At 64.4% G+C, this 19,733-nt stretch carries 22 protein-coding genes; 10 read left to right on the plus strand and 12 right to left on the minus strand.

The genetic code is table 11. The annotated features are described in order from the left end of the window. Positions 1 to 171: 171 nt before the first annotated feature. Positions 172 to 711, minus strand: a complete 540-nt coding sequence (locus Q8S60_RS05790) for an SRPBCC family protein (protein ID WP_305276730.1) — start codon at positions 709 to 711, stop codon at positions 172 to 174. A 27-nt stretch (positions 712 to 738) separates the two neighbouring features. After that, complete coding sequence (locus Q8S60_RS05795) at positions 739 to 1,059, minus strand: helix-turn-helix transcriptional regulator (RefSeq protein ID WP_305276731.1); 321 nt, start codon at positions 1,057 to 1,059, stop codon at positions 739 to 741. Positions 1,060 to 1,193: 134 nt separating this feature from the next. On the opposite strand from Q8S60_RS05795, the gene Q8S60_RS05800 reads away from it, so the two are divergent. Continuing rightward, the gene (locus Q8S60_RS05800; RefSeq protein WP_305276732.1) at positions 1,194 to 2,942 is read left to right on the plus strand and encodes a hypothetical protein; all 1,749 of its coding nucleotides are present in this window, start codon (positions 1,194 to 1,196) and stop codon (positions 2,940 to 2,942) included. 1 nt (position 2,943) lies between these two features. Here the strand turns inward: Q8S60_RS05800 and Q8S60_RS05805 are convergent, their stop codons facing one another. Further along, the gene (locus tag Q8S60_RS05805) at positions 2,944 to 3,765 is read right to left on the minus strand and encodes a hypothetical protein (protein WP_305276733.1); all 822 of its coding nucleotides are present in this window, start codon (positions 3,763 to 3,765) and stop codon (positions 2,944 to 2,946) included. Positions 3,766 to 3,883: 118 nt separating this feature from the next. Here Q8S60_RS05805 and Q8S60_RS05810 point away from each other — a divergent pair, with 118 nt between their 5' ends. Continuing rightward, positions 3,884 to 4,468 carry a nitroreductase gene (locus tag Q8S60_RS05810; RefSeq protein ID WP_305276734.1) on the plus strand — a complete coding sequence of 195 codons (585 nt, stop codon included), beginning with the start codon at positions 3,884 to 3,886 and terminating at the stop codon, positions 4,466 to 4,468. A 3-nt stretch (positions 4,469 to 4,471) separates the two neighbouring features. Here the strand turns inward: Q8S60_RS05810 and Q8S60_RS05815 are convergent, their stop codons facing one another. Beyond that, positions 4,472 to 4,756, minus strand: a complete 285-nt coding sequence (locus Q8S60_RS05815) for a hypothetical protein (RefSeq protein WP_305276735.1) — start codon at positions 4,754 to 4,756, stop codon at positions 4,472 to 4,474. Between the two features lie 85 nt (positions 4,757 to 4,841). On the opposite strand from Q8S60_RS05815, the gene Q8S60_RS05820 reads away from it, so the two are divergent. After that, positions 4,842 to 5,591: an HAD family hydrolase gene (locus tag Q8S60_RS05820; protein WP_305276788.1), complete on the plus strand. Its 750-nt coding sequence runs from the start codon at positions 4,842 to 4,844 to the stop codon at positions 5,589 to 5,591. Here the strand turns inward: Q8S60_RS05820 and Q8S60_RS05825 are convergent. Both Q8S60_RS05825 and Q8S60_RS05830 read right to left on the minus strand, forming a co-directional pair. Then, a complete protein-coding gene (locus Q8S60_RS05825) occupies positions 5,566 to 6,375 on the minus strand; it encodes a phytanoyl-CoA dioxygenase family protein (RefSeq protein ID WP_305276736.1) in 810 nt (269 codons plus the stop codon). The two genes, Q8S60_RS05820 and Q8S60_RS05825, sit on opposite strands and share 26 nt — an antisense overlap. Before the next feature lie 64 nt (positions 6,376 to 6,439). Then, a complete protein-coding gene (locus Q8S60_RS05830) occupies positions 6,440 to 7,870 on the minus strand; it encodes a tetratricopeptide repeat protein (protein WP_305276737.1) in 1,431 nt (476 codons plus the stop codon). A gap of 154 nt (positions 7,871 to 8,024) precedes the next feature. On the opposite strand from Q8S60_RS05830, the gene chrA reads away from it, so the two are divergent. Beyond that, the gene (gene chrA / locus Q8S60_RS05835) at positions 8,025 to 9,356 is read left to right on the plus strand and encodes a chromate efflux transporter (RefSeq protein WP_305276738.1); all 1,332 of its coding nucleotides are present in this window, start codon (positions 8,025 to 8,027) and stop codon (positions 9,354 to 9,356) included. Positions 9,357 to 9,359: 3 nt separating this feature from the next. On the opposite strand, the gene Q8S60_RS05840 is transcribed toward chrA, so the two are convergent. The 4 genes from Q8S60_RS05840 to Q8S60_RS05855 form a co-directional block, all read right to left on the minus strand. Next, positions 9,360 to 11,099 carry an amidohydrolase family protein gene (locus Q8S60_RS05840; RefSeq protein WP_305276739.1) on the minus strand — a complete coding sequence of 580 codons (1,740 nt, stop codon included), beginning with the start codon at positions 11,097 to 11,099 and terminating at the stop codon, positions 9,360 to 9,362. A 106-nt stretch (positions 11,100 to 11,205) separates the two neighbouring features. After that, positions 11,206 to 12,129, minus strand: a complete 924-nt coding sequence (locus Q8S60_RS05845; protein WP_305276740.1) for a 2-hydroxyacid dehydrogenase — start codon at positions 12,127 to 12,129, stop codon at positions 11,206 to 11,208. Between the two features lie 10 nt (positions 12,130 to 12,139). Continuing rightward, positions 12,140 to 12,988: a CoA ester lyase gene (locus Q8S60_RS05850; protein ID WP_305276741.1), complete on the minus strand. Its 849-nt coding sequence runs from the start codon at positions 12,986 to 12,988 to the stop codon at positions 12,140 to 12,142. A 3-nt stretch (positions 12,989 to 12,991) separates the two neighbouring features. Further along, on the minus strand, positions 12,992 to 13,456 hold the full coding sequence (locus tag Q8S60_RS05855; RefSeq protein WP_305276742.1) for a MaoC family dehydratase: 465 nt from the start codon (positions 13,454 to 13,456) through the stop codon (positions 12,992 to 12,994). Between the two features lie 98 nt (positions 13,457 to 13,554). Between Q8S60_RS05855 and Q8S60_RS05860 the strand changes: the two genes are divergently transcribed. The 3 genes from Q8S60_RS05860 to Q8S60_RS05870 all read left to right on the plus strand — a co-directional run bounded on the left by Q8S60_RS05860 (position 13,555) and on the right by Q8S60_RS05870 (position 15,694). Then, positions 13,555 to 14,724 carry an acyl-CoA dehydrogenase family protein gene (locus tag Q8S60_RS05860; protein WP_305276743.1) on the plus strand — a complete coding sequence of 390 codons (1,170 nt, stop codon included), beginning with the start codon at positions 13,555 to 13,557 and terminating at the stop codon, positions 14,722 to 14,724. Between the two features lie 8 nt (positions 14,725 to 14,732). Next, positions 14,733 to 15,140: an HIT domain-containing protein gene (locus Q8S60_RS05865; RefSeq protein WP_305276744.1), complete on the plus strand. Its 408-nt coding sequence runs from the start codon at positions 14,733 to 14,735 to the stop codon at positions 15,138 to 15,140. An 89-nt stretch (positions 15,141 to 15,229) separates the two neighbouring features. Next, positions 15,230 to 15,694, plus strand: coding sequence for a two-component system response regulator (locus Q8S60_RS05870; RefSeq protein WP_305276745.1), 465 nt, complete (start codon positions 15,230 to 15,232; stop codon positions 15,692 to 15,694). Between the two features lie 143 nt (positions 15,695 to 15,837). On the opposite strand, the gene Q8S60_RS05875 is transcribed toward Q8S60_RS05870, so the two are convergent. Further along, entirely contained in the window at positions 15,838 to 17,256 is a 1,419-nt protein-coding gene (locus Q8S60_RS05875) for an MFS transporter (protein ID WP_305276747.1), read from the minus strand. Positions 17,257 to 17,414: 158 nt separating this feature from the next. Between Q8S60_RS05875 and Q8S60_RS05880 the strand changes: the two genes are divergently transcribed. Further along, a complete protein-coding gene (locus Q8S60_RS05880; protein ID WP_305276750.1) occupies positions 17,415 to 18,413 on the plus strand; it encodes a lytic transglycosylase domain-containing protein in 999 nt (332 codons plus the stop codon). Between the two features lie 89 nt (positions 18,414 to 18,502). After that, complete coding sequence (locus tag Q8S60_RS05885; protein ID WP_305276751.1) at positions 18,503 to 18,712, plus strand: hypothetical protein; 210 nt, start codon at positions 18,503 to 18,505, stop codon at positions 18,710 to 18,712. 6 nt (positions 18,713 to 18,718) lie between these two features. Here the strand turns inward: Q8S60_RS05885 and Q8S60_RS05890 are convergent, their stop codons facing one another. Continuing rightward, the gene (locus Q8S60_RS05890; RefSeq protein WP_305276752.1) at positions 18,719 to 19,156 is read right to left on the minus strand and encodes an Rrf2 family transcriptional regulator; all 438 of its coding nucleotides are present in this window, start codon (positions 19,154 to 19,156) and stop codon (positions 18,719 to 18,721) included. 107 nt (positions 19,157 to 19,263) lie between these two features. Here Q8S60_RS05890 and Q8S60_RS05895 point away from each other — a divergent pair. Then, on the plus strand, positions 19,264 to 19,733 hold a 470-nt coding region (locus Q8S60_RS05895), incomplete at its 3' end, for a group III truncated hemoglobin (RefSeq protein WP_305668424.1).

Consider the following 19,733-nt stretch of genomic DNA (forward strand, 5'->3'; position numbering starts at 1 on the left):
CGTTCTGCCTGAGTGATGTGAGTGGCCCGTCCTCCTTTGCAATAAAGGTGGGCGGGCTTTTTTATGGAGAGGCACGGAGCGAGCCGCTCCTGGATTGCCGGGTCAAGCCCGGCAAAGACATTGTTTTTAACTGGCGGTTCTCATGGCAGGGTTCGGTTGTTCTCCGGCGGTCTATTTCCTGTAGCGCGCGCTGTACTCGCCCTCGATGCCCTCGAAGGCTTCCCAGAAAGGCGTTCTGGGGTTGCCCTCCAGCTGCTCGGTGAGCATCCGCAGATGGGTGTGCCAGCCGCCCGAGAAATTGATCGCGTCGGAGATGCCGGAGACGCGGCGATGGGTGAGAACGAGGCGGACCTTGTCACCTTCCTCCGTCAGTTCGATCTCAACGACCGAACCCTTGGGGTCCATGTCGTCGTCCCAGGTGAAACCAAGGCGGCGGGGCGGCTCGTAGATCGTGACGACATGCTTGCTGTCGAAGGGGCCGCCATATTTCCTGAAGCGTTCGGGCGGCGCGGAGGGGCGCGGTCCGAGATTCGAATTGTCGAAGACGATGTCCATCTTGCCGCCGACGCGGGATTCCATCGGGCCGGCGGCGAACCAGAGCCCGCGCAATTCGGCATCCGTCAGATATTTCCAGACGCGCTCGATGGGGCCGGGGAGAAGCCGCTCGAAGCGGACCGTGTGGTCGTCGACCAGGGTGCCGTATTCACTCATCGGGTTACCTCGCGAGTTGGTTCGTGTTTACCGCTTCCTGTCCCGCTCCGCCGCCGCGAGAAGTTCGCGCTCCAGTGCGTCGAGCTTCGGCGTCCAGAACTTGCGGATATTCGCAAGCCAGCGGTCGAGCTCGCCGAGCCCCTGCGGATCGAGGGAATAGATGCGGCGCTGGGCATCGACGCGGACGCGGACGAGATGCGCGGCCTTCAATGCCTTCAGATGCTGGGAGACCGCGGGCGCGCTCATCGAGAAGCGCCGCGCGATGTCGCCCGCCGGGAGCTCGCCCGAGGCGAGCATTTCGACGATCCGGCGCCGGGTGGGGTCTGCGAGGGCGGTGAAACTTTCCATGCGTATATATTTTCTGTTTCACTTAATTAAGTCAACACAGAAATATGGATCAGGGCATGGTTCCCCCGATACGCCGCGCAAAACCTCGCGATTCCGGTTAAGTTGAGACAAGACGAAGCTGGGAGAGGGCGATCATGGCGGCGCGTTTGCTGAGGCGGTCGGGGGTGCTTGCCGCCGTGCTCGGGTTCATGGCGGTGGCGGCATGGGCCGAGACGCCTTCCACGGCGACGATGACGCCGGTGGCGAGCGGGGGCGAGGTGCTGGACCCCGCGCATTACCAGACGCCCGAAGGTTTTCGCTGGCGCATCACCAAAACCGCGTGGACGGAAAGCGACGAGCGCGCCTTCGGCGAATTCGTGACCGCGATCGGCGAGAGCGATTGCCGGACTTTCGACGAATGCCTGAAGGGGCCGTGGAACATCTACCGCGCGAGCGATCCGAAGGGCATGTTCTTCTATGCCGATTGCGCGGACCTGCCCTATGCGCTCAGGGCCTATTTCGCGTGGAAGACGGGTTTGCCCTTTTCCTATGCGAGCGGCGTGGCGGCGGTCGGGCAGTCGCGGGATTTGCGCTATTCGCGCTATGGCAACTACGTCTACAAGCGGAGCGACGTGGTTCCTTCCGTGGAAGGCGCCTTTCCGAACGGGCGGAGCGTGCTCAATGCGATCAACAATGTCGTTTCAAGCGCCATGTACCGCTTTGCGCCGGAACAGACGCGGGGCGAGACGTTCGACTTCTACCCGGTGAAGATCGCGAAGGGATCCATTCGTTCGGGTACGGTGATTTACGATCCGAACGGGCATGTGGCGGTCGTCTACAGCGTGGACGACGAGGGCCGCATTCGCTTCATCGACGCGCATCCCGACAATTCGCTGACGCGCGGCACATATGGCAAGCGGTTCGTGCGGGCTTCCGCGCCGATGGGGGCGGGGTTCAAGAACTGGCGGCCGATGAAGCTCGCAGGTGCAAGGCAGGGCGCGGACGGCACCTGGCATGGCGGGCGCGTGGTTCTCGCCGCGGATCACGAGATCGCCGATTGGTCCGACGAGCAATTTTACGGGAACGGCGCGCCTGGTGCGAAGCAGTGGGGATCGGCGGTCTTCATCCATGACGGGCAAAGGCTCGATTATTACGATTATGTGCGGCAGGCGGTGGCCGCCGGCAACGTGACCTACAATCCGGTCATGGAAACGAAGCTGATGGTGCGGGAGCTTTGCGACGACCTGCATTACCGCGCGCAATCGGTCGATGTGGCGGTCATGGCAGGGCTTCAGCGGCAACCCCAACCGTCGCGTCTGCCGGACAATATCTACGGCACGACGGGCGACTGGGAGACCTATTCGACGCCGTCGCGCGATGCGCGGCTCAAGACGTCGTTCGTGGAATTGCGCGAGCAGATCGTGCGGTTCATCGAGATGGCGCGGACGGGCGACCCGAAGCTCGACTATGCCGGGACGAACCTGCCGGCGGACCTGCAGGCCGCCTATACCGAGGAGGCGGAGGCCTGCGAGGTCGTCTACACCGCAAGCGACGGCACGGCGCGGTCGTTGAGCTTTGAAGAGGCGCGGATGCGTGCGTTCGATTTCTCCTTCGATCCCTATCATTGTCCCGAACTTCGCTGGGGCGCGCGCTCGGCAGCGGAGCTTGCCACCTGCCCGGACGGCGAATTGAAGCGCGCGTGGTACGACGCGCAGCAGCGGTTGCGGAACCAGGTGGAGCGCACTTACGACGCGCGGATGGGATTCACGCTCAGTGATTTGCAGATGCGGGTGGCCGGAAGCGGCGCCGACGCGCCGCCGGATACCGATGCGCTCGCGGCGCTGCGGAAGCATCTGTCGCAAGCGGGCGCCGACGAACTCCGGGCCGCATCGTCCGAACCCTGAGTCAGAAGCGATACCAGAGAGCGAACCGGGCGACCGTCTCGTCGACGGTGCTGCGCCCGATGATGGTGCGTTCGATGCCTGCCTCCGCCGACCAGCCGGGCGCCAGATGGTCCGGGAGGGCGTAAACGGCGGAGAAGGCGAGTTTGCCGGACTGGTAGCTTTCGCCGTTCGAGGCCGGTTTCAAGGCGACGGTGTTGAGGCTTTTCACGAGGAGCATGATGCGCGGCCAGGGCTTGATGCCCAATGTCACGTCCGCGCGGACCTCGTCCGGCCGGTTCCGGTCGCGATAGCGGTAGCCGACTTCCTGAACGGAGAAGATGTCGAGGCCGGAGAGCGTTTCGTTCCGTGCCATGACGAGCGCCAGTTCGGCGTCGATGTCGCCGCTCGCCGTCGCCGCGGGATCGTCGCCAGTCCGCATGAGGTGGAGCGTCATCAAGGGCTGCAACGAGAACAGGGTATCCTTCCAGCTGCCGAGCGCGAGGCGCGCGCCTGCCTTGAGACGCGAGATATCCGTGTTGCTGTGTTCTTCGCCGTAGTAGTCGGTCTTTTCGGCGGTATAGGCGGCTTCGCCTATGAGGGTCAGGTTCCGGGTCAGGCCGTATTCGGCATAGGGGGCTATCTCGAATTTGGTATAGCGGCTCGTCGCGCGTTTGCTGCCGTCCGCCTCGTATCTCTCATCGGCGGAGAGCCACGTGAAACTCGCGATTATCTCGCCGGTTCCTGGCGCCAAAGGCCAGCCGCCCGCCTTCGCCTGCGTGGCGGAAAGCGACGCAGCGAAGGCGCAGATCAGGAAAATGCCGTTGCGCGGTAAAGATCGCCGCACCCAAAGCCCCCCATGGCGACAGGGCCATGGTGACGGCCGGACTTGTCTAAGTAAAGCGGCGGGCCTAAGTAAACCGCCGGGAGAGGCCCACTCACCGTCACCGGACAGAGGATTTCTTTTGCCCCGATCTCAGGAAACCATCGACCTTCTACTGACGCGCCGGTCTGCGAAAGCGCTGACCATGGTGGAGCCGGGGCCGGGGGACGCGGAACTCGAAATCATTCTGCGGGCGGGCGCGCGCGTGCCGGATCACGGCAAGCTGGCGCCGTGGCGCTTCATCGTCTTCAAGGGAGAGGCGCGCCGGCAGTTCGGCGAAGTGCTCAGCCGCGCCTGTGCCGCGACGCAGCCGGGGGCGACAAGCGATCAGGTGGCCTTCGAGGCCAACAGGCTGACGCGGGCCCCGGTCGTCGTCGCCGTGATCTCGCGGGTGACGCCGGGCATAAAGATACCCGAGTGGGAGCAGCTTCTGTCGGCCGGTGCGGTCTGCCAGAACATGCTGATCGCCGCTACCGCGCTCGGATATGGCGCACAATGGCTGACCGAGTGGTATGCGTTCGATGCCGGGGTCAACGAGGCGCTCGGGCTGGCGGAGAACGAGAAGGTTGCGGGATATCTCTATTTCGGCAGCGAAAGCGTGCCGAAGGACGAACGTCCGCGGCCGGAGCTTTCCGAGATCACGTCCGAATGGACGCCGAAAGACTGAGGCCTAGCCGTTCTTGTAGTTGGGCGTGCCCCGCACTTCGCCTTCGGCGAAGCGGGTGAGGGCCGCACCCTGGGCAATGGCGACGCCCGCCTTGCCGCCGGGAACCGGCTTGCGGGAGCCGCCGCCGAAAATCGCGCTACGGTTGTCGAAGACGAATGACACGAACACCAGTCCCATGAGCAGCCCGACGCCGGTTGCCCCACCGCCGCTCTGAAGATAGATCAAGCCCGTCACGCCGACGCAGAAGGCGGCGATGAGCAAGGCGAGGATGATCTTGAAAGTCCTCATGACGGCATCCCTCCGGCTTCCGATAGCTGGTCCCGGGTGACACTATAGATCGGAATTGTGTCGAAACGGAACAGAGACGGTGGCGATGGGCGGCGAAGTGCGGGGGAAGGTTCGGGGTATCCTGTTCGACAAGGACGGAACGCTTTTCGACTATCACGGAACCTGGGCCCCGATCCTCGTCGAGGCGGCGGAGATTGCCGCGCGGGGCAGGCGCGAAATCGTGCCGGAAATGCTGGCGGCCATCGGCTACGACGTGAAGACCGCGCGGGTGACGGCGGGGAGCATCGCGGCGGCGGGCGACACGTTCGGCCTCGCCGATGCGTGGCTTTCGATCGCCGGCGGCTGGGACAGGCGGGCGCTGATCGAGGAAATGGACGGGCTCTTCGTGCGGCTGGCGCCGGAGCGGTCGCTGCCGGTGACAGACCTGCCGGCATTTTTCAACGGGCTGCGGAACAGGAGCATCCGGACGGGGATCGCGACCAACGATGCCGGCGCATCGGCGTGGGCGACGATCCTGCGGTTCGGGCTCGAGAGCTATATCGAGTTCGCGGCGGGATATGACAGCGGACACGGGCAGAAGCCGGGCCCGGGCATGGCGCTCGCTTTCTGCGCGGCGACGGGGCTGGCGCCGGGCGAGATCGCGGTGGTGGGCGACAACAGCCACGATCTGGAGATGGGCCGGAGCGCGGGCGCGGCGCTGAAGATCGGCGTGCTGACCGGCACCAGCAGCCGCGACGAATTGCTGCCGCTTGCGGATCATGTCATAGGCAGCATCGTGGAACTGCCCGCGCTGCTCGACAGGCTGGCGCTTAAGCGAGATCCCAGATCGACTTGAAGTCGCGGGACTCTCCGAGGAGGCGCTGGGCGGGCGTCTTCTTGTCGATATGGCCGATCAGGTTCATGTAGGTGCCGAAGCCGCAGAGTTCCTGCAGGCGCGGCTCGAAAGTCTTCACGAGGTCGAGCGGCAGGCCGAGCTGCTGGTTCTCCTGCTGGCGGATGTAGCCGGCGCAGTAGTTCATGGCGATGCCGACGCGGCGCTTATCGGACCGGTTGGCGCCGCCGCCATGCCAGAGACTGCCATGCCAGACAAGGACCGAGCCTTTGGGCATTTCGGCCGGGATGCTGTCGTAATGCGTTCCGTATTCGGGGGAACGATCCCATTTATGCGTGCCGGGGATAATGCGCGTGGCGCCGTTTTTCTCGGTGAAATCCGTCAGCGCCCACATCGAATTGCAGACGAAGGGCACATGGGGCTTTGCCACCGGCATGACCTGGTCGTCGGCGTGGATGGGCTGGCTCCTCTCGCCCGGGTCGATGGAGATGGAGGAGAGCGAGGAGATCAGGCAGCCCTTGTCCAGCACGCCTTCGACGATGGGCAGGACGGATGTATGGACGGGGATGCGCTGGAAGACGGCGCCGAAGGCGAGCAGGTTGTAGATGCGGACGGTGTGGTGACCCTCGAAACTGTTTTTCGCGGGCACGATATTCATGTCGCGCTCGAGCTTCAGCAGGGTCTCGTTCAACTCATCGACGAGAGCGGGCTCGATGGCGTTTTCGACGATGGTGTAGCCGTCCGCTTCGACCGCGGCGAGATGGCGGGCTGTTTCTTCAGGTGTCATTTTGTCCTCCCCGACAGCCGCATGATACGCGCAGCGGCGGTTTCGTCCATATCGCCGGGCCGGTTCACCGCCAGCTTGTCGGCTTCACGTCGAAAGCGAGGCTGATGCGCTGCACGTCGCCCGAGAAGGGCAGGGTGCGGTGGAAGAGGTAGGAGGGGAAGAACAGCGCGTCGCCCTCGCGGGGTTCGTAGGCAATCGTCTTCGGCTCGAATTTCGCGTCGAATTCCGGCGGCGGATGGCCGAACTCGATCCAGCCGTCATGACCGTCTTCGCCCTTGCCGAGAGCGGGGGGCAGGGCGACGTAGTAGACGCCGCTCATCCAGCCGCCGACATGGATATGCGAATGCTGGTGGCCGCCTTCGGAGAGAAGCGTGCCCCACAGGTCGAGATGGTAAGTCTTCGGGATCTGGCTGCGAAAGGGGTGGCGGGGTTCGCGCTCGATGCCGTCGAAATGGGCGTCGATGGCGCGGCGAAGCGCCTTTTCGAAGGAGATGAAGGGTTCGCGCGGCGCATCGAGGAGGAGGCCCGTCTGGCCGCCCTTGCGCGTCGCCTTGCCGAGCGGTTCCCAGGTGACCGTCGGGTCTTCGGCGAGGGCGGCGGCAAGTGCCTTGTTGAGATCGGCGAGGCTCGCATATCCGTCCGGGGGCGTCAGTGTCGTGCGGCCGATGAGTTTGCCGAGTTCGGCACGGTAGCCGGCGGGCATGTCGCCGAATTCCTGCGCGCGGGCGAAGGGCAACCATGCCGCCGCGCGCCGTTCCGGACCGTGGACGGCGAGCGTGCGCTCGAAAATCTCCGCTGCTTCGCGCGCCGCGCCGAGCTTCAGCCGCGCCATGCCGAAGCTGACATAGGAGAGCGTGTCCCTGGGGTTGAGCGCGACCGCTTTTTCGTAAGCGGCGGCGGCGGCCTCGATGTTGCCGCGCTTCTGCTCGGCATTGCCGAGATTGCCGTAGGCAGCGGCGAGTTTCGGGTTGAGCGCGATGGCGGTCTGGAGCGCCTCGATCGCTTCATCCGTGCGGTCCTGCCGGAGCAGGACCATGCCGAGCTGCATGTAATAGGTGGGCAAAGGCTTGTGTTCCAGCGCGCGGCGGTACTCCGCTTCCGCATCGGCGAAACGGCTCGCCCGCTGATAAAGCTGCCCCAGCGTCGCGGCGATGCCCGGATGGGCCGGGAAGAGGTTGGCGGCGTGGCGGTAATGTTCGAGCGCCTCGCCCCAGCGGCCGGTTTGCTGGAGCAGGCGCCCGAGGTTGATCCAGGGCGTCGGCTCCGTCGGCATTAGCTTCAACGAGTGCCGCAGCAATCCCTCGGCTTCCTCGAACTGGCCGTTCTCCACGATGATGGAAGCGAGCAGCGCCATGGCGTCGCCGTCGGTGGGCGTCTCCGCGAGCAGTTCGCGGCTGCGCTCCTCGGCGATGCGCTTGCGGCCCTCCTTCATCAAGGCGAGAACTTCGCGGTAGCGGTCGGGAAGGGCGGGCTCGGCGGCGTTTTCGGTGCTCAAATTCTTATCCATTTATCGGCAAAACGAGGTTTGGCCGGGCTCAACCTGCACAGGGCCGCCTTGCCCGTCAATGCCGTGGCGACGGCTGCATGTATCACAATCGGGTGCCATATTGGCGGTTCAGGGGAGATTCGCTACCGGAAGGCTGGATTGGATGACCGAACTGCGCACCGTTTCGTTTGGGGAGGCTTTCCGGGTCTGGGCGAAGATCGGTTTTCTGAGCTTTGGCGGCCCGGCGGGGCAGATCGCGCTGATGCACCGCATTCTGGTGGATGAGAAAAAGTGGCTCACCGAGCCGCAATTCCTCCATGCGCTCAATTTCTGCATGCTGCTGCCGGGGCCGGAGGCGCAGCAGCTTGCGACCTATGCGGGCTGGCTGCTGCATGGCGTGAAGGGCGGGCTGGCGGCGGGCCTCATGTTCATCCTGCCGGGCGTGGCCGTGATGCTCGGCCTCAGCATGCTTTATGCGGCCTATGCCGATCTCGGGCCGGTGGAGGCCGTGTTTTTCGGGATCAAGGCGGCGGTCTTCGCGATCGTGATCGAGGCGCTGATCCGCATTTCGAAGCGGGTGATGAAGTCGGGTGCCCTTTATGCCGTGGCGGCAGCCGCGTTTGCCGCGATCTTCTTTTTCGATGTGCCGTTTCCGCTGGTCATCGCGGGTGCGGCGCTTTTCGGTTTTGCCGCGGCGAGGCGTGCGCCGGGGATATTCGGCGATGCATTGAAAGTACCGGAGGACGAAGAGCCGGGGATAAACGGTGGCGATCACACGCGGGCGTCGGCGGGGCGCGCGCTTGTCACGGCGGTCGCGGGACTGGCGCTGTGGCTCGGGCCGGTGGTGGCGCTGATCCTTGTCTTCGGCATGGGGCATGTGTTCGCGCAAGAGGCGGTTTTCTTCAGCAAGATGGCGGTCGTCACCTTCGGCGGCGCCTATGCGGTGCTGGCCTATGTGGCGCAGGAGGCGGTGCAGAATTACGGCTGGCTCAATCCCGGCGAGATGCTGGACGGGCTGGGGCTCGCCGAGACGACGCCGGGGCCGCTGATCCTGGTTTTGCAGTTCGTGGGATATCTGGCGGCGCATCGGGCGGAGACGGGGATCAGTCCTGCTCTTGCGGGCACCATCGGTGCGCTGGTGACGATTTGGGTCACCTTCGCGCCGTGCTTCCTGTGGATTTTTCTCGGCGCGCCTTATGTGGAGCGGTTGCGGAAAGTCGAGACCCTCAATGCGGCTTTTACGGCGATCACGGCGGCGGTTGTCGGCGTGGTCCTCAATCTCGCGATCTGGTTCGGACTGCACGTGTTGTTCGGCGAGGTGGAGGAAGTGCGAACGGGGATATTGCGGCTGTGGGTGCCAGACCCGGCCACGCTCGATCCGTGGGCTCTCGCCCTGAGCGTGGCCGCGCTGGTCGCGGTCTTGCGCTTTCACGCGGGCATGCTGCCGGTGCTCGGTATGGCAGCGGCGGCAGGCGTTGCGATCAGCTTTCTTTGACGATCAGTCCGCCGCCTGAACGGACGGGGCCTGACGCTGCGGGCCACGGATGAGGCGGCCCGGCATTTCGCCCGTCGCCTCGCCGTTCTCGAACGTCACCGCACCGTTGACGATGGTGGCGCGGTAGCCCTCGGCGCGCTGGATCATGCGGCGGCCCTCGGCGGGAAGGTCGAAGACCATTTCCGGCGCGAGGATGCGGAGCTTGTCGAGGTCGATCACGTTGAGATCGGCCTTCATGCCGGGCGCGACGACGCCGCGATCGTTGAGGCCGTAGAGGCGGGCTGTATCGTGCGTCTGCATGCGCACGACTTCCTCAAGCGGCAGACGCTCACCGCGCGAACGGTCGCGCACCCAGTGCGTCAGCATGTAGGTCGGGAAGCTCGCGTCGCAGATGACGCCGCAATGCGCGCCGCCGTCGGACAGGCTCAGCACCGTTGCCGGGTGGCGCATCATATCGCGGATATGGTCGAAGTTGAAGAGCGAGTAGTTGAGGAGCGGCAGGTAGACATATCCCCGGCCGTCCTTCTCCATCAGCATGTCGTAGACGATCCCGGCGGGGTTTGCGCCGGTGCGCTCCGCGAGGGCGGCGACGCTGTCTTCCGCGCGGGGCTCATATTCGAGGCTGCCTGCATTCTCCAACCGGAACATGCGGTCGAAGCCCTTGGTCAGGATGCTGCCGAGGGGGCCGAATTCGCGCGGCTTGTCGGCGACGATGCGGGCGCGGACTTCCGGGTCCTTCAGTTTTTCGAGCCGCTGGGCGAAGGGAAGCGCGGCGATCTCGTGATAGGCGGGATGCGCGATGAAGGGATGCACCGTGCTCTGCCAGCCGAGCACCATGCCGGTGGGGCGGCAGGCGATCTGCGCGGTCACGTTCGCGCCCTGCTTGCGGGCTTCGTCGGTGAGGCGAAGCATGTCGCGCCACTTTTCCGGCTCGACCGGCGATTGCAGGAGGGCATAAGTGACGGGGAGCCCCGTTTCGGCGGAGAGTTCCTTCATCCAGTTGAATTCTTCTTCCGCAGGCGTCATGTCGGAGGCCATTTCGAAGACGCCGTGGCCGGCTTTCCCAAGCGCGCGGCCGATGCCCATCAGCTCCGCCTTGTTGGCGAAGGTGCCGGGAACGGGCTCGCCGTCTTTCGAGAGATGCAGCATGGTGCGCGAGGTCGAGAAGCCGAGCGCGCCGGCGGCAATGCCTTCCTCGACGATCTTCGCCATGGCGGCGATGTCCTCGTCGGTCGCGGCTTCGTTGCGTGCGCCGCGTTCGCCCATCACATAGGCGCGGACGGAGCCGTGCGGCACCTGCGTTGCGACATCGAGCACGCGCTTCTGCCTGTCGAGGCTGTCCATATATTCGGGGAAGGTTTCCCAGTTCCACTCGATGCCTTCGGCGAGCGCGGCACCGGGGATATCCTCGACGCCTTCCATGAGGCTGATGAGCCAGTCGTGCTTGTCGGGACGGGCGGGCGCGAAGCCGACGCCGCAATTGCCCATCACGACCGTGGTGACGCCATGCCAGCAGGAGGGAGAGATGAGCGGGTCCCATGTGACCTGGCCGTCGTAATGCGTGTGGATGTCGACCCAGCCGGGCGTGACGACGAGGCCCGTGGCGTCGATCTCGCGCTTGGCGGTGCCCGTGACGGTGCCGACTTCGGTGACGATGCCGTTGTCGATCGCGACATCGGCGACACGCGCGGGCGCGCCTGTGCCGTCGACCAATGTGCCGCCGCGAATGATGAGATCGTGCATGACCGGGTTCCTCCTCCGAGTGCTGTTGGAGAAACCGTAGGGCGATATTTCAGGAGACGCCAGAGAAAAATAGACCTAGGTCTATTTTTGTGCGGTGCGGCTGAAATCAGCCGGGCAGGACCGGGTTCGGAAGGGGCTTGCCTGCGAAAAACGCATTGAGATTGGCGATCACGGTATCGCCCATTGCAACGATCGCTTCCGACGTTCCGCCGCCCACATGCGGGGTCACCACCACGTTGGGCAGGCTGACGAGATCGGGACGGGGATCGGGCTCGTTCTCGAAAACATCGAGGCCCGCGCCCGCGATGGTGCCGGATTTGAGGGCGGCGATCAGTGCGCCCTCGTCGATGGCGGAGCCGCGCGAGATGTTGACGACATGGCCTTCGGGGCCAAGTGCGTTCAGCACGGCGGCATTCACCAGATGGCGGTTCGTCTCGCCGGCGCGGTGGGCGAGGATCAGCGTATCCGCCCATGTGGCGAGGTCGAGCGCGGAGCGGAAATAGCGGTACGGCACGCCGGGCTTTTCACTGCGGCCGGTATAGCCAATCTCCGTTTCGAAACCTTCGAGGCGGTTGGCGATCTTGAGGCCGATGGCACCGAGGCCGACTATGCCGATCTTGCGGCCCGTGAGCCCACGCAGGAAGAGAAGCGATGCCGGATTGTCGCCGCGCCACTTGCCCGCGCGGGTGAGCCGGTCCGCTTCCGCGACCTTGCGGATGGAGGCGAGGAGAAGTGCCACGGCGAGATCGGCGACGGTGGCGGCATTGGCGCCCACCGTATTCGCGACCTTGATGCCGCGCGCTTCGGCCGCCGCAACATCGACGCCTTCATGGCCGGAGCCGAAGCAACAGATGAGTTTCAGCTTCGGCATTTCGTCCATGAAAGCCGCGTTCGTCTCCATCGCGCCGATGGTGACAAGGGCTTCGGCCTCGTTGCGCCGGTCGGGATCGGCGATGACGGTGAAGCGTTCGGCGAGTTTGCGCTCGAAGGGCTTGCCGAGCGGCAGGGTGAGAAAGACTGCAGGTTTCATCGGCTCACTTTTACTCAACGCCGGCGCGGGCGAGGAGCGCCCTTGCCTGTTTCAGATGGGGCATGTCCAGCATGACGCCGTCGAGCGCGACGACACCGACGTCACCCGCTTGCTCGAAAGCCGCGACAACAGCGCGGGCATGGGCGAGGTCGCTTTCGCCCGGCGTGAAGACGTCGTTGATGACCGCGACCTGGGCCGGATGGATCGCCATCTTGCCGGTGAAGCCGTCGCGCGCGGCGGCGCGGGCTTCGGCTTCGAGGCCTTTCTCGTCGCGGAAATCCTTCCAGATGCTGTCGATGGGGGCGACGCCTGCGGCAACGGCGCCGAGCAGCGTGAGCGTGCGGGCGAGCTGGTAGGGGCCGGTGTAATTCCCCTGCTCATCCTTGTTGTCGCGCGCGCCGAGCGCGGCGGAGAGGTCTTCGGCGCCCCAGGTGAGGAAGGCGAGGCGGGGATGCGCGCCTCCATAGGTCCCGAGGGTGAAGAGGGAGGCGGCGGTTTCGGTCGCGACGCAGCCGATGCCGATGTTGCCGCCGCCGAGGCGGTCGATCCGCTCGCCGACTTTTTTCACGCAGGCGCCCGACAGGGTTTTCGGAATGACGATCATGTCGGGCTTGGCGGGTATAACGGCTTCGAGGTCGGCCTCCCAGAACGGCGTGTCGAGCGCATTGATGCGGAGCACGAGTTTGGGGCCCGAACGGTCGGCGCCTTTCAGGTAGTCCGCTGCGGATTTGCGCGCGGCTTCCTTGTTCGAAAGCGCGACGGAATCTTCCAGATCGAGGATAAGTGCGTCGGCGCCGGAGCCGAAGCCCTTGGCGAGTTTCTTTTCGCTGTCGGCGGGGACGAAGAGCAAGGACCTCATGGCTCAGGCCTCTTCGACGCTTTTGGCGTGCATGAAAGCCTGGCGCGTGCAGGAGGCGACTTCGTCTCCATGCTGGTTGTAGGCCTTGTGCTCGAAGGTGACGATGCCGGCGAGCGGGCGCGATTTCGAGCGGCGCTTCGAAAGCACCTTCGTTTCGATGCGCAGCGTGTCGCCCTGGAAGACCGGTTTCGGAAAGACGACGTCGTTCATGCCGAGATTGGCGATGGTGGTGCCGAGCGTGGTGTCGTTGACGGAGATGCCGATCATCAGGCCGAGGGTGAAGAGGCTGTTCACCAGCGGCTTGCCGAATTCGGTTTCATTGGCCGCGTAGTGGTGGTCGAGGTGGAGGGCGGCGGGGTTCATGGTCATGGTCGAGAAGAGGACGTTGTCCGTCTCGGTGACGGTGCGCCTGATCGGGTGCCTGAAGAGCTGACCCTCGCTGAATTCCTCGAAATAAAGTCCCGGCATATCGACCCCTGTTTTTCTCGCAGGCTGTCTCGCCGCCCGCATCCCGGCTAGGTTATAGCCTCGCGCGGCAGAACGCGAAAAGACGCCGGGGAGGCTATATGGATTTCAGGTTCAGCGAGGATCAGCAGGCGATCAGGGATGCCGTCGCGCGGATCTGCGCGAAGTATGACGATGCCTTCTGGCTAAAACACGACAGGGAAGGCGGTTTCCCGGAGGATTTCGTGGGCGATATCGCGAGCGGCGGCTGGCTCGGGATCGCGATGCCGGAGGCCTATGGCGGTTCGGGGCTTGGCGTGACGGAGGCCGCCATCGTGGCGCAGACGATTGCCGAATCGGGGGCGTGTCTGTCGGGTGCGTCGGCCATTCACATCAATCTGTTCGGGCCGATGCCCGTGGTCGTGTTCGGCACCGAGGAGCAGAAGCAGAAGAACCTGCCGCCGCTCATCAAGGGCGAGGATCGCTGTTGCTTCGGCGTGACGGAGCCGGATGCGGGGCTCAATACCACGGCGATCTCCACGAAGGCGGAGTGGGACGGGAAGGCCTATGTGGTGCATGGGCGGAAGATGTGGACCTCGACGGCGCAGACGGCGAACAAGATATTGCTGCTGGCGCGGACGACGCCGAAGGAGAAATGCGCCAAGGCGACCGAAGGATTGTCACTCTTCTATACGAACCTCGATCGCGGCGGGGCCACCGAGGTCCGCGAGATCGAGAAGATGGGGCGGAAGGCGGTCGACTCGAACGCGGTGTTCTTCGACGGGTTGCGGGTGCCGAAGGAGGATCTGATCGGCGAGGAGGGAAAGGGATTCCACTATCTGCTGCATGGGCTTAACCCGGAGCGGGTGCTGATCGGCGCGGAGGCGGTGGGTGTCGGCCGCATCGCGCTGAAGAAGGCGACGGATTATGCGCGGGAGCGGGAAGTGTTCGGACGGAAGATCGGGCAGAACCAGGCGATCCAGCATCCGCTGGCGAGGTGCTGGGCGGAACTGGAAGCGGCGAACCTGATGGTGTTCAAGGCGGCGGCGCTTTACGACGCGGGCGAGAATTGCGGGGCGGAGGCCAATGCGGGGAAATATCTGGCGGCGGAGGCGGGCTTCCGGGCCTGCGAGACGGCGATCATGACGCATGGGGGCATGGGCTATGCCAAGGAATTCCACGTGGAGCGCTATATGCGCGAGGTGATGATCGCGCGGATCGCGCCGGTGAGCCGCGAGCTGATCCTGAGTTTCATCGCCGAGCGGGTGCTCGGTCTGCCGAAGTCGTATTGAGGTCATTCATGGCGTTCACCCTTCACGAGCGGCTTGCCGCCGATACGTTGCTGGTGGCGGACCTGCCGCTGTGCCGGGTGCTGCTGATGAACGACCGACGGTTTCCCTGGCTGATCCTGGTGCCGCGGCGCGAGGGATTGCGGGATTTCGACGATGTGGCGGCGGCGGAGAAGACGAAATTCCATGCGGAGATCGACCTTGCCTCGGATGTGCTGAGGGAGGCGGCGAAGGCGCACAAGATGAACGTGGCGGCGCTCGGCAACATGGTGCCGCAGCTTCATGTGCATGTGATCGCCCGGTTTCCCGAGGATGCGGCATGGCCGGCACCCGTCTGGGGCGTGGGGACGGCCGAACCTTACGGCGAGGAAGAAGGACGTGCACTCATCGAAAGGCTGGCGCGGGGCTTTCACGGCTGAAGGCGGCACGGTTAACGATTGGTTTAAGACTCGGAGCCCAATATCCGGCTGAGGACGGGGTGATTCACCCGCATTCCGGAGCCGGGACCTTGAACACAGCGCTTGTTGCCGATCCATCGCCTGCCGCGCGCCGCGCCGCGAGCCATCTGCTCGAACGGCTCGGCTTTCGGGTGGCGTGCGCTTCCGGCAGCGAGGAGGCGCTGGCGCTGATCGCGGGGACGATGCCCGATCTGCTTCTGGTCGATGGCCGCCTCGAGGCGCCGAACGGCGGCTTGCTGGCCGAGGCCATACGGCGGTTGCCGGGCGGGCCGGGCTTCTGTCTTTTCCATGTGACGGGCGATGCCGCGCCCGCGTCGGTGCGGCGCGCGATGGAGGCGGGGGCCGACGATTATCTCGTGAAGCCGTTCGACGAGGCGCTGCTGGGTTTCAAGCTCGCGCAGGCGCGGACGCGCGGCCGGCTCGATGGCAGGAGGTCCCATCTTCGGCTGGTGCAGGATAATTCGGCCGCGGGCGCCACGGCATGGCGCTTCGGGCTGTTTGGCAAGGCTGTCTGATATCCATACTGTGGATATGTATCCAACCTCCTGAAATCACCTATATATAGACGATCTCCTGATATTTAGGGTTAAGTAGCCTGTGGATATCCATATTTTGAGATTCTGAATCCGGTTGCGGGTTCAATCTCTTGTTTCTGTTGTCATTTTTCGTTCTGTGCGCTCCAGCGCTTCAGGTAGTCGAGGCTCTGGAGATAAGGCCTCAGGCCGAGGAAACCGGCCGTGATGGCGAGGGTTAGAACGACGGCCGGAACGATGGCCAGCGAGTAGCGCAGCATCGCTTCGTCGCCATAGACATAGTCCGTCACCAGCGCGATCGAGGTGGGCCCGAGGCCGAGGCCGATGATCGTGACCACGAAGATCAGGATGGCGGAAGCGAAGCCGCGCATCTGGTTCGGCATCAGTTCCTGCAGGGCGGAGGGGCCGGCGCCGGTGGTGAAAGTGGCGAAAAAGGTCGAGGGGCAGAGGAGCAGCAGCGCGATCCACGGATCGTCGATCAGCGGATAGGCGACGGTGAAGGGGAAGGCGACGAGGCCGGTGAAGGCGCAGACCATCATGCGGCCGTTGCGGATACCCTTGCCTGTGAGGAAATCGCCCGTCCAGCCGCCGGCCATGACGCCGGTGGTGCCGAAAACGACGATGACCAGCCCGTACCAGAAACCGGCCTCCGGATAGGACCAGCCGTGGGTGCGTACGAAGAGGGTTGGGATCCAGGCAGCGACGCCATAGGCCATCATGGCCGAAAGCGCATAGCAGAGATTGAGCGGGACCATGGTGCGCCAGTTTTTGCCCATGTATCCAAAGACTTCGGAGACGGGCACCTCGACGCGGCGGCTGACGCCGTCGGTGCCGGTTTCCCGGCGGATATGGCCGCGGCGCTCCGGCTCGCGGAGCGTCCAGACCCAGAGCGCGACGAGGATGCCGGGCAGGCCGACGATGAAGAAGGTGATCTGCCAGGCGTAGATTTCGCCGATGAGGGGCAGGGTGGTGCTGCCGCCTTCGGAGACCAGCGCGATGACGGCGGCGCCGATGATGAGGGCGAGGCCGGCGCCGATATAGACGCCCATGCCATAGACGCCGAGCGCGAAACCCAAGCGTTTCGGCGGGAAATAGTCGGCGATGATGGAATAGGCGGCCGGCGAGAGGGCGGCCTCGCCGACGCCGACGCCGGCACGGAAAATGAACAATTGCAGGAACGAGCGGGCGGTGCCGCACAGCGCCGTCATGACCGACCAGACGAAGACGCCGAGCGCAATGATGTTGACGCGGTGGTGGCGGTCGACGAGCCGTCCGATGGGCAGGCCCGCAATGCAATAAAACGCAGCAAAAGCAAAGCCTTGCAGCAGACTCATTTGCGTGTCGGAGATGCCGAGATCGCGTTTGATGGGGCCGACGAGCAGGCTCAGAATCTGCCGGTCGATGAAGGAGAAGGTAAAGGCGAGAACGAGGACCGCGACGACATACCAGCCGTAAGTGGCTTTGGGATAAGGCTTTTCGACGACATCCCGTTTCGGATGATGGAGTTCCCCTTCGACTTCCGCCGCGACGTCGACCTCGGCCATCCGCATCTCCTCCCTCTGTCAGGTTGCACGGTTTTCCCGTGCTTTTGACGAAGCTTAACGCGGCTGCATGGAAATGCTCATGAAAAACAACGGCTTTCCGCCGTGTGGAATGGCACAGGGCTTGCGACGTCTTCTCGCGAAGAGAAGGAAATGGCCCTATGAGCCTTGTCGAAAACATTGCCGTACAGCCCACGATCGCGACCGCGCTGAAAGCCGCGAGCGAGCGCACGGGGACGGATTTCGACTATCTGCTGAAGACGGCGATGCGCGAGTCGAGCCTGAATTGTGAAGCGCAATCAACGACTTCCAGCGCATGCGGGTTGTTCCAGTTCACCGAACAGAGCTGGCTCGGCACGCTGAAAAAGCATGGGGCGGAATTGGGGCTCGGCGACTATTCGGCGGCGATTTCGCGCAATGCCAATGGCCGCTATGTCGTGGAAAATGCTGCCGAAAGGCAGGAAATTCTTGCCCTGCGGAACGATGCGCATGCCTCGGCGCTGATGGCGGGGGCTTATACGCAGGACAGCGCCGCGATGCTGGAGGACCGGCTGGGCCGCGCGCCGAACGAGGGCGAACTCTATATCGCGCATTTCCTTGGCGCGGGCGGCGCCTCGAAGCTGATCGGCGCGGCGGAAGACACGCCAAATGCCCGTGCGGACGCGCTTTTTCCGGCGGCAGCGGGGGCCAACAAGTCGATCTTCTATGACGGCGAGGGGCGCGCGCGGAGCGCATCCGAGGTCTACCGGAACCTGGTTGCCAAGCACGAGAACACGGACGCGGCACCGATCGCAAAAACGGCGGAAAACCGTTCGCTGTCATCGAACCGCAATCAAACTGTCACAAACAGGAATCCTGACCTTGCCGACGCCTCCGGCGAGAGTGCAAGGCGGAGTTATGCAACACGCGGCGCGGCGGCCTTATCCCCGGTTTCGGGTAGCGGCTCCTCCTTCGCCATGACCGGGGCGGGGACAAGTGTCACCAGGGCCCCGCTGCAACTTACCCCCGGTATCGTCGAACTGCTCGCGACGCTCGATCCTCTACCCGAAGGCAGCGAGAGCTTGCGGAGCGAGGACAAGACCGATGCGCGCAACGATGCACGCAACGAGGCGCGCGAGCGCGCGCGGCTGCTGCCGCGTTCGGGCTTCGCCTATAGCTGAAGCCCACTTCCCGCCGGAACCAAGTTCCACCCCTCCCGTTGGTAGAGAAGGGCAGCTTCGATCTGCCTGCATACCGATTGGAGGCCCTTGTGGAGACCGAATTCACGAACGCATTCTGGACCGGCGGCTATCTCTGGCTTTTCGTGGTCGGTGGCGGCGCCGCGGTGCTGGGCGGTGCGTTGATCTATGCAACGACGCAATGGCGCGCGGCGCGAAAGGAAGAGACGCCCGCACAGAAGGTGGAGCGCGAGGTCGTAACGCGCGAAAACTTCGGCAAGACCGAGCCGGGCAAGCACTGATCCGTCTCAGCCCGCGAGAGCGAGCAGGCGGCGGAGCGGCTTCGGCCGGGCGACGAGATCGGCCAGCGTCGCCTCGTCCAGCACGGCGAGCCAGGCATCGAGCGCCTCCTTCAGCAGGTGTTTGAGGCGGCAGGCAGGGCCGATGCGGCAGCGGTTCGTCTCCGCCGCGAAACATTCCACGATGCAGAAATCCTCTTCCATCGCGCGGACGACATCGCCGATGACGATTTCCTCCGGCATGCGCGAGAGGCGCAGGCCGCCGCCGCGCCCGCGCAGCGTTTCGACGAAGCCGGCGCGTCCAAGTTCATGCGCGACCTTCATCAAATGATTGCGGGAGATGCCGTAGCTCTCCGCCACGTCGGAGATGGTGACGATCTCGCCGGGCTTCAGCGCCAGACAGGTGAGGAGGCGGAGCGCGTAGTCGGTGTGGAGCGTGAGGCGCATGGGGCCCTTCATGAACCGGCGAAATGCCGCAGGCGGAGAGCTTGCATCCGGCATCGCGAGGCGCGATTTTAAAGATGTATCTTATATGCATGTTAAAGGAGCGGGCGATGCCGGGCAACGATAAAGGCGGCAACAACGGCACGGACGGAAATGTCCGCTGGTGCATCGACGAGGATGCGAAGCGCCGCGTGACCGACGAGGCGGAAATCGAGCGGCTGGTGCGTGCCTTCTATGTGAAGGTGCGGAGCGACGCGGTGCTGGGGCCGATCTTCAACGGCATAATCGGCGAGGACTGGGAGCCGCATCTGAAAAAGATGTTCGACTTCTGGTCGAGCGTGATGCTGACCACCGGTCGCTACAAGGGCCAGCCGATGCGGGCGCACATGAAACTGAAGCAAGTGCGGCCGGAACATTTCGACCGCTGGCTGGCGCTGTTCCGCGAGACGGCGGACGAAATCTGCGCGCCGGAGGTGGCGGACCTCTTCACGGAAAAGGCGGCGCGGATCGCGGAGAGTTTGCAGCTCGGCATGTTCTTCAAACCGGCGCTGCACGATCCGGAGCGGAAGAGCGGGTGTTG

The sequence above is a fragment of the Parvibaculum sp. genome, from assembly GCF_030694575.1.
Classification (GTDB): domain Bacteria; phylum Pseudomonadota; class Alphaproteobacteria; order Parvibaculales; family Parvibaculaceae; genus Parvibaculum.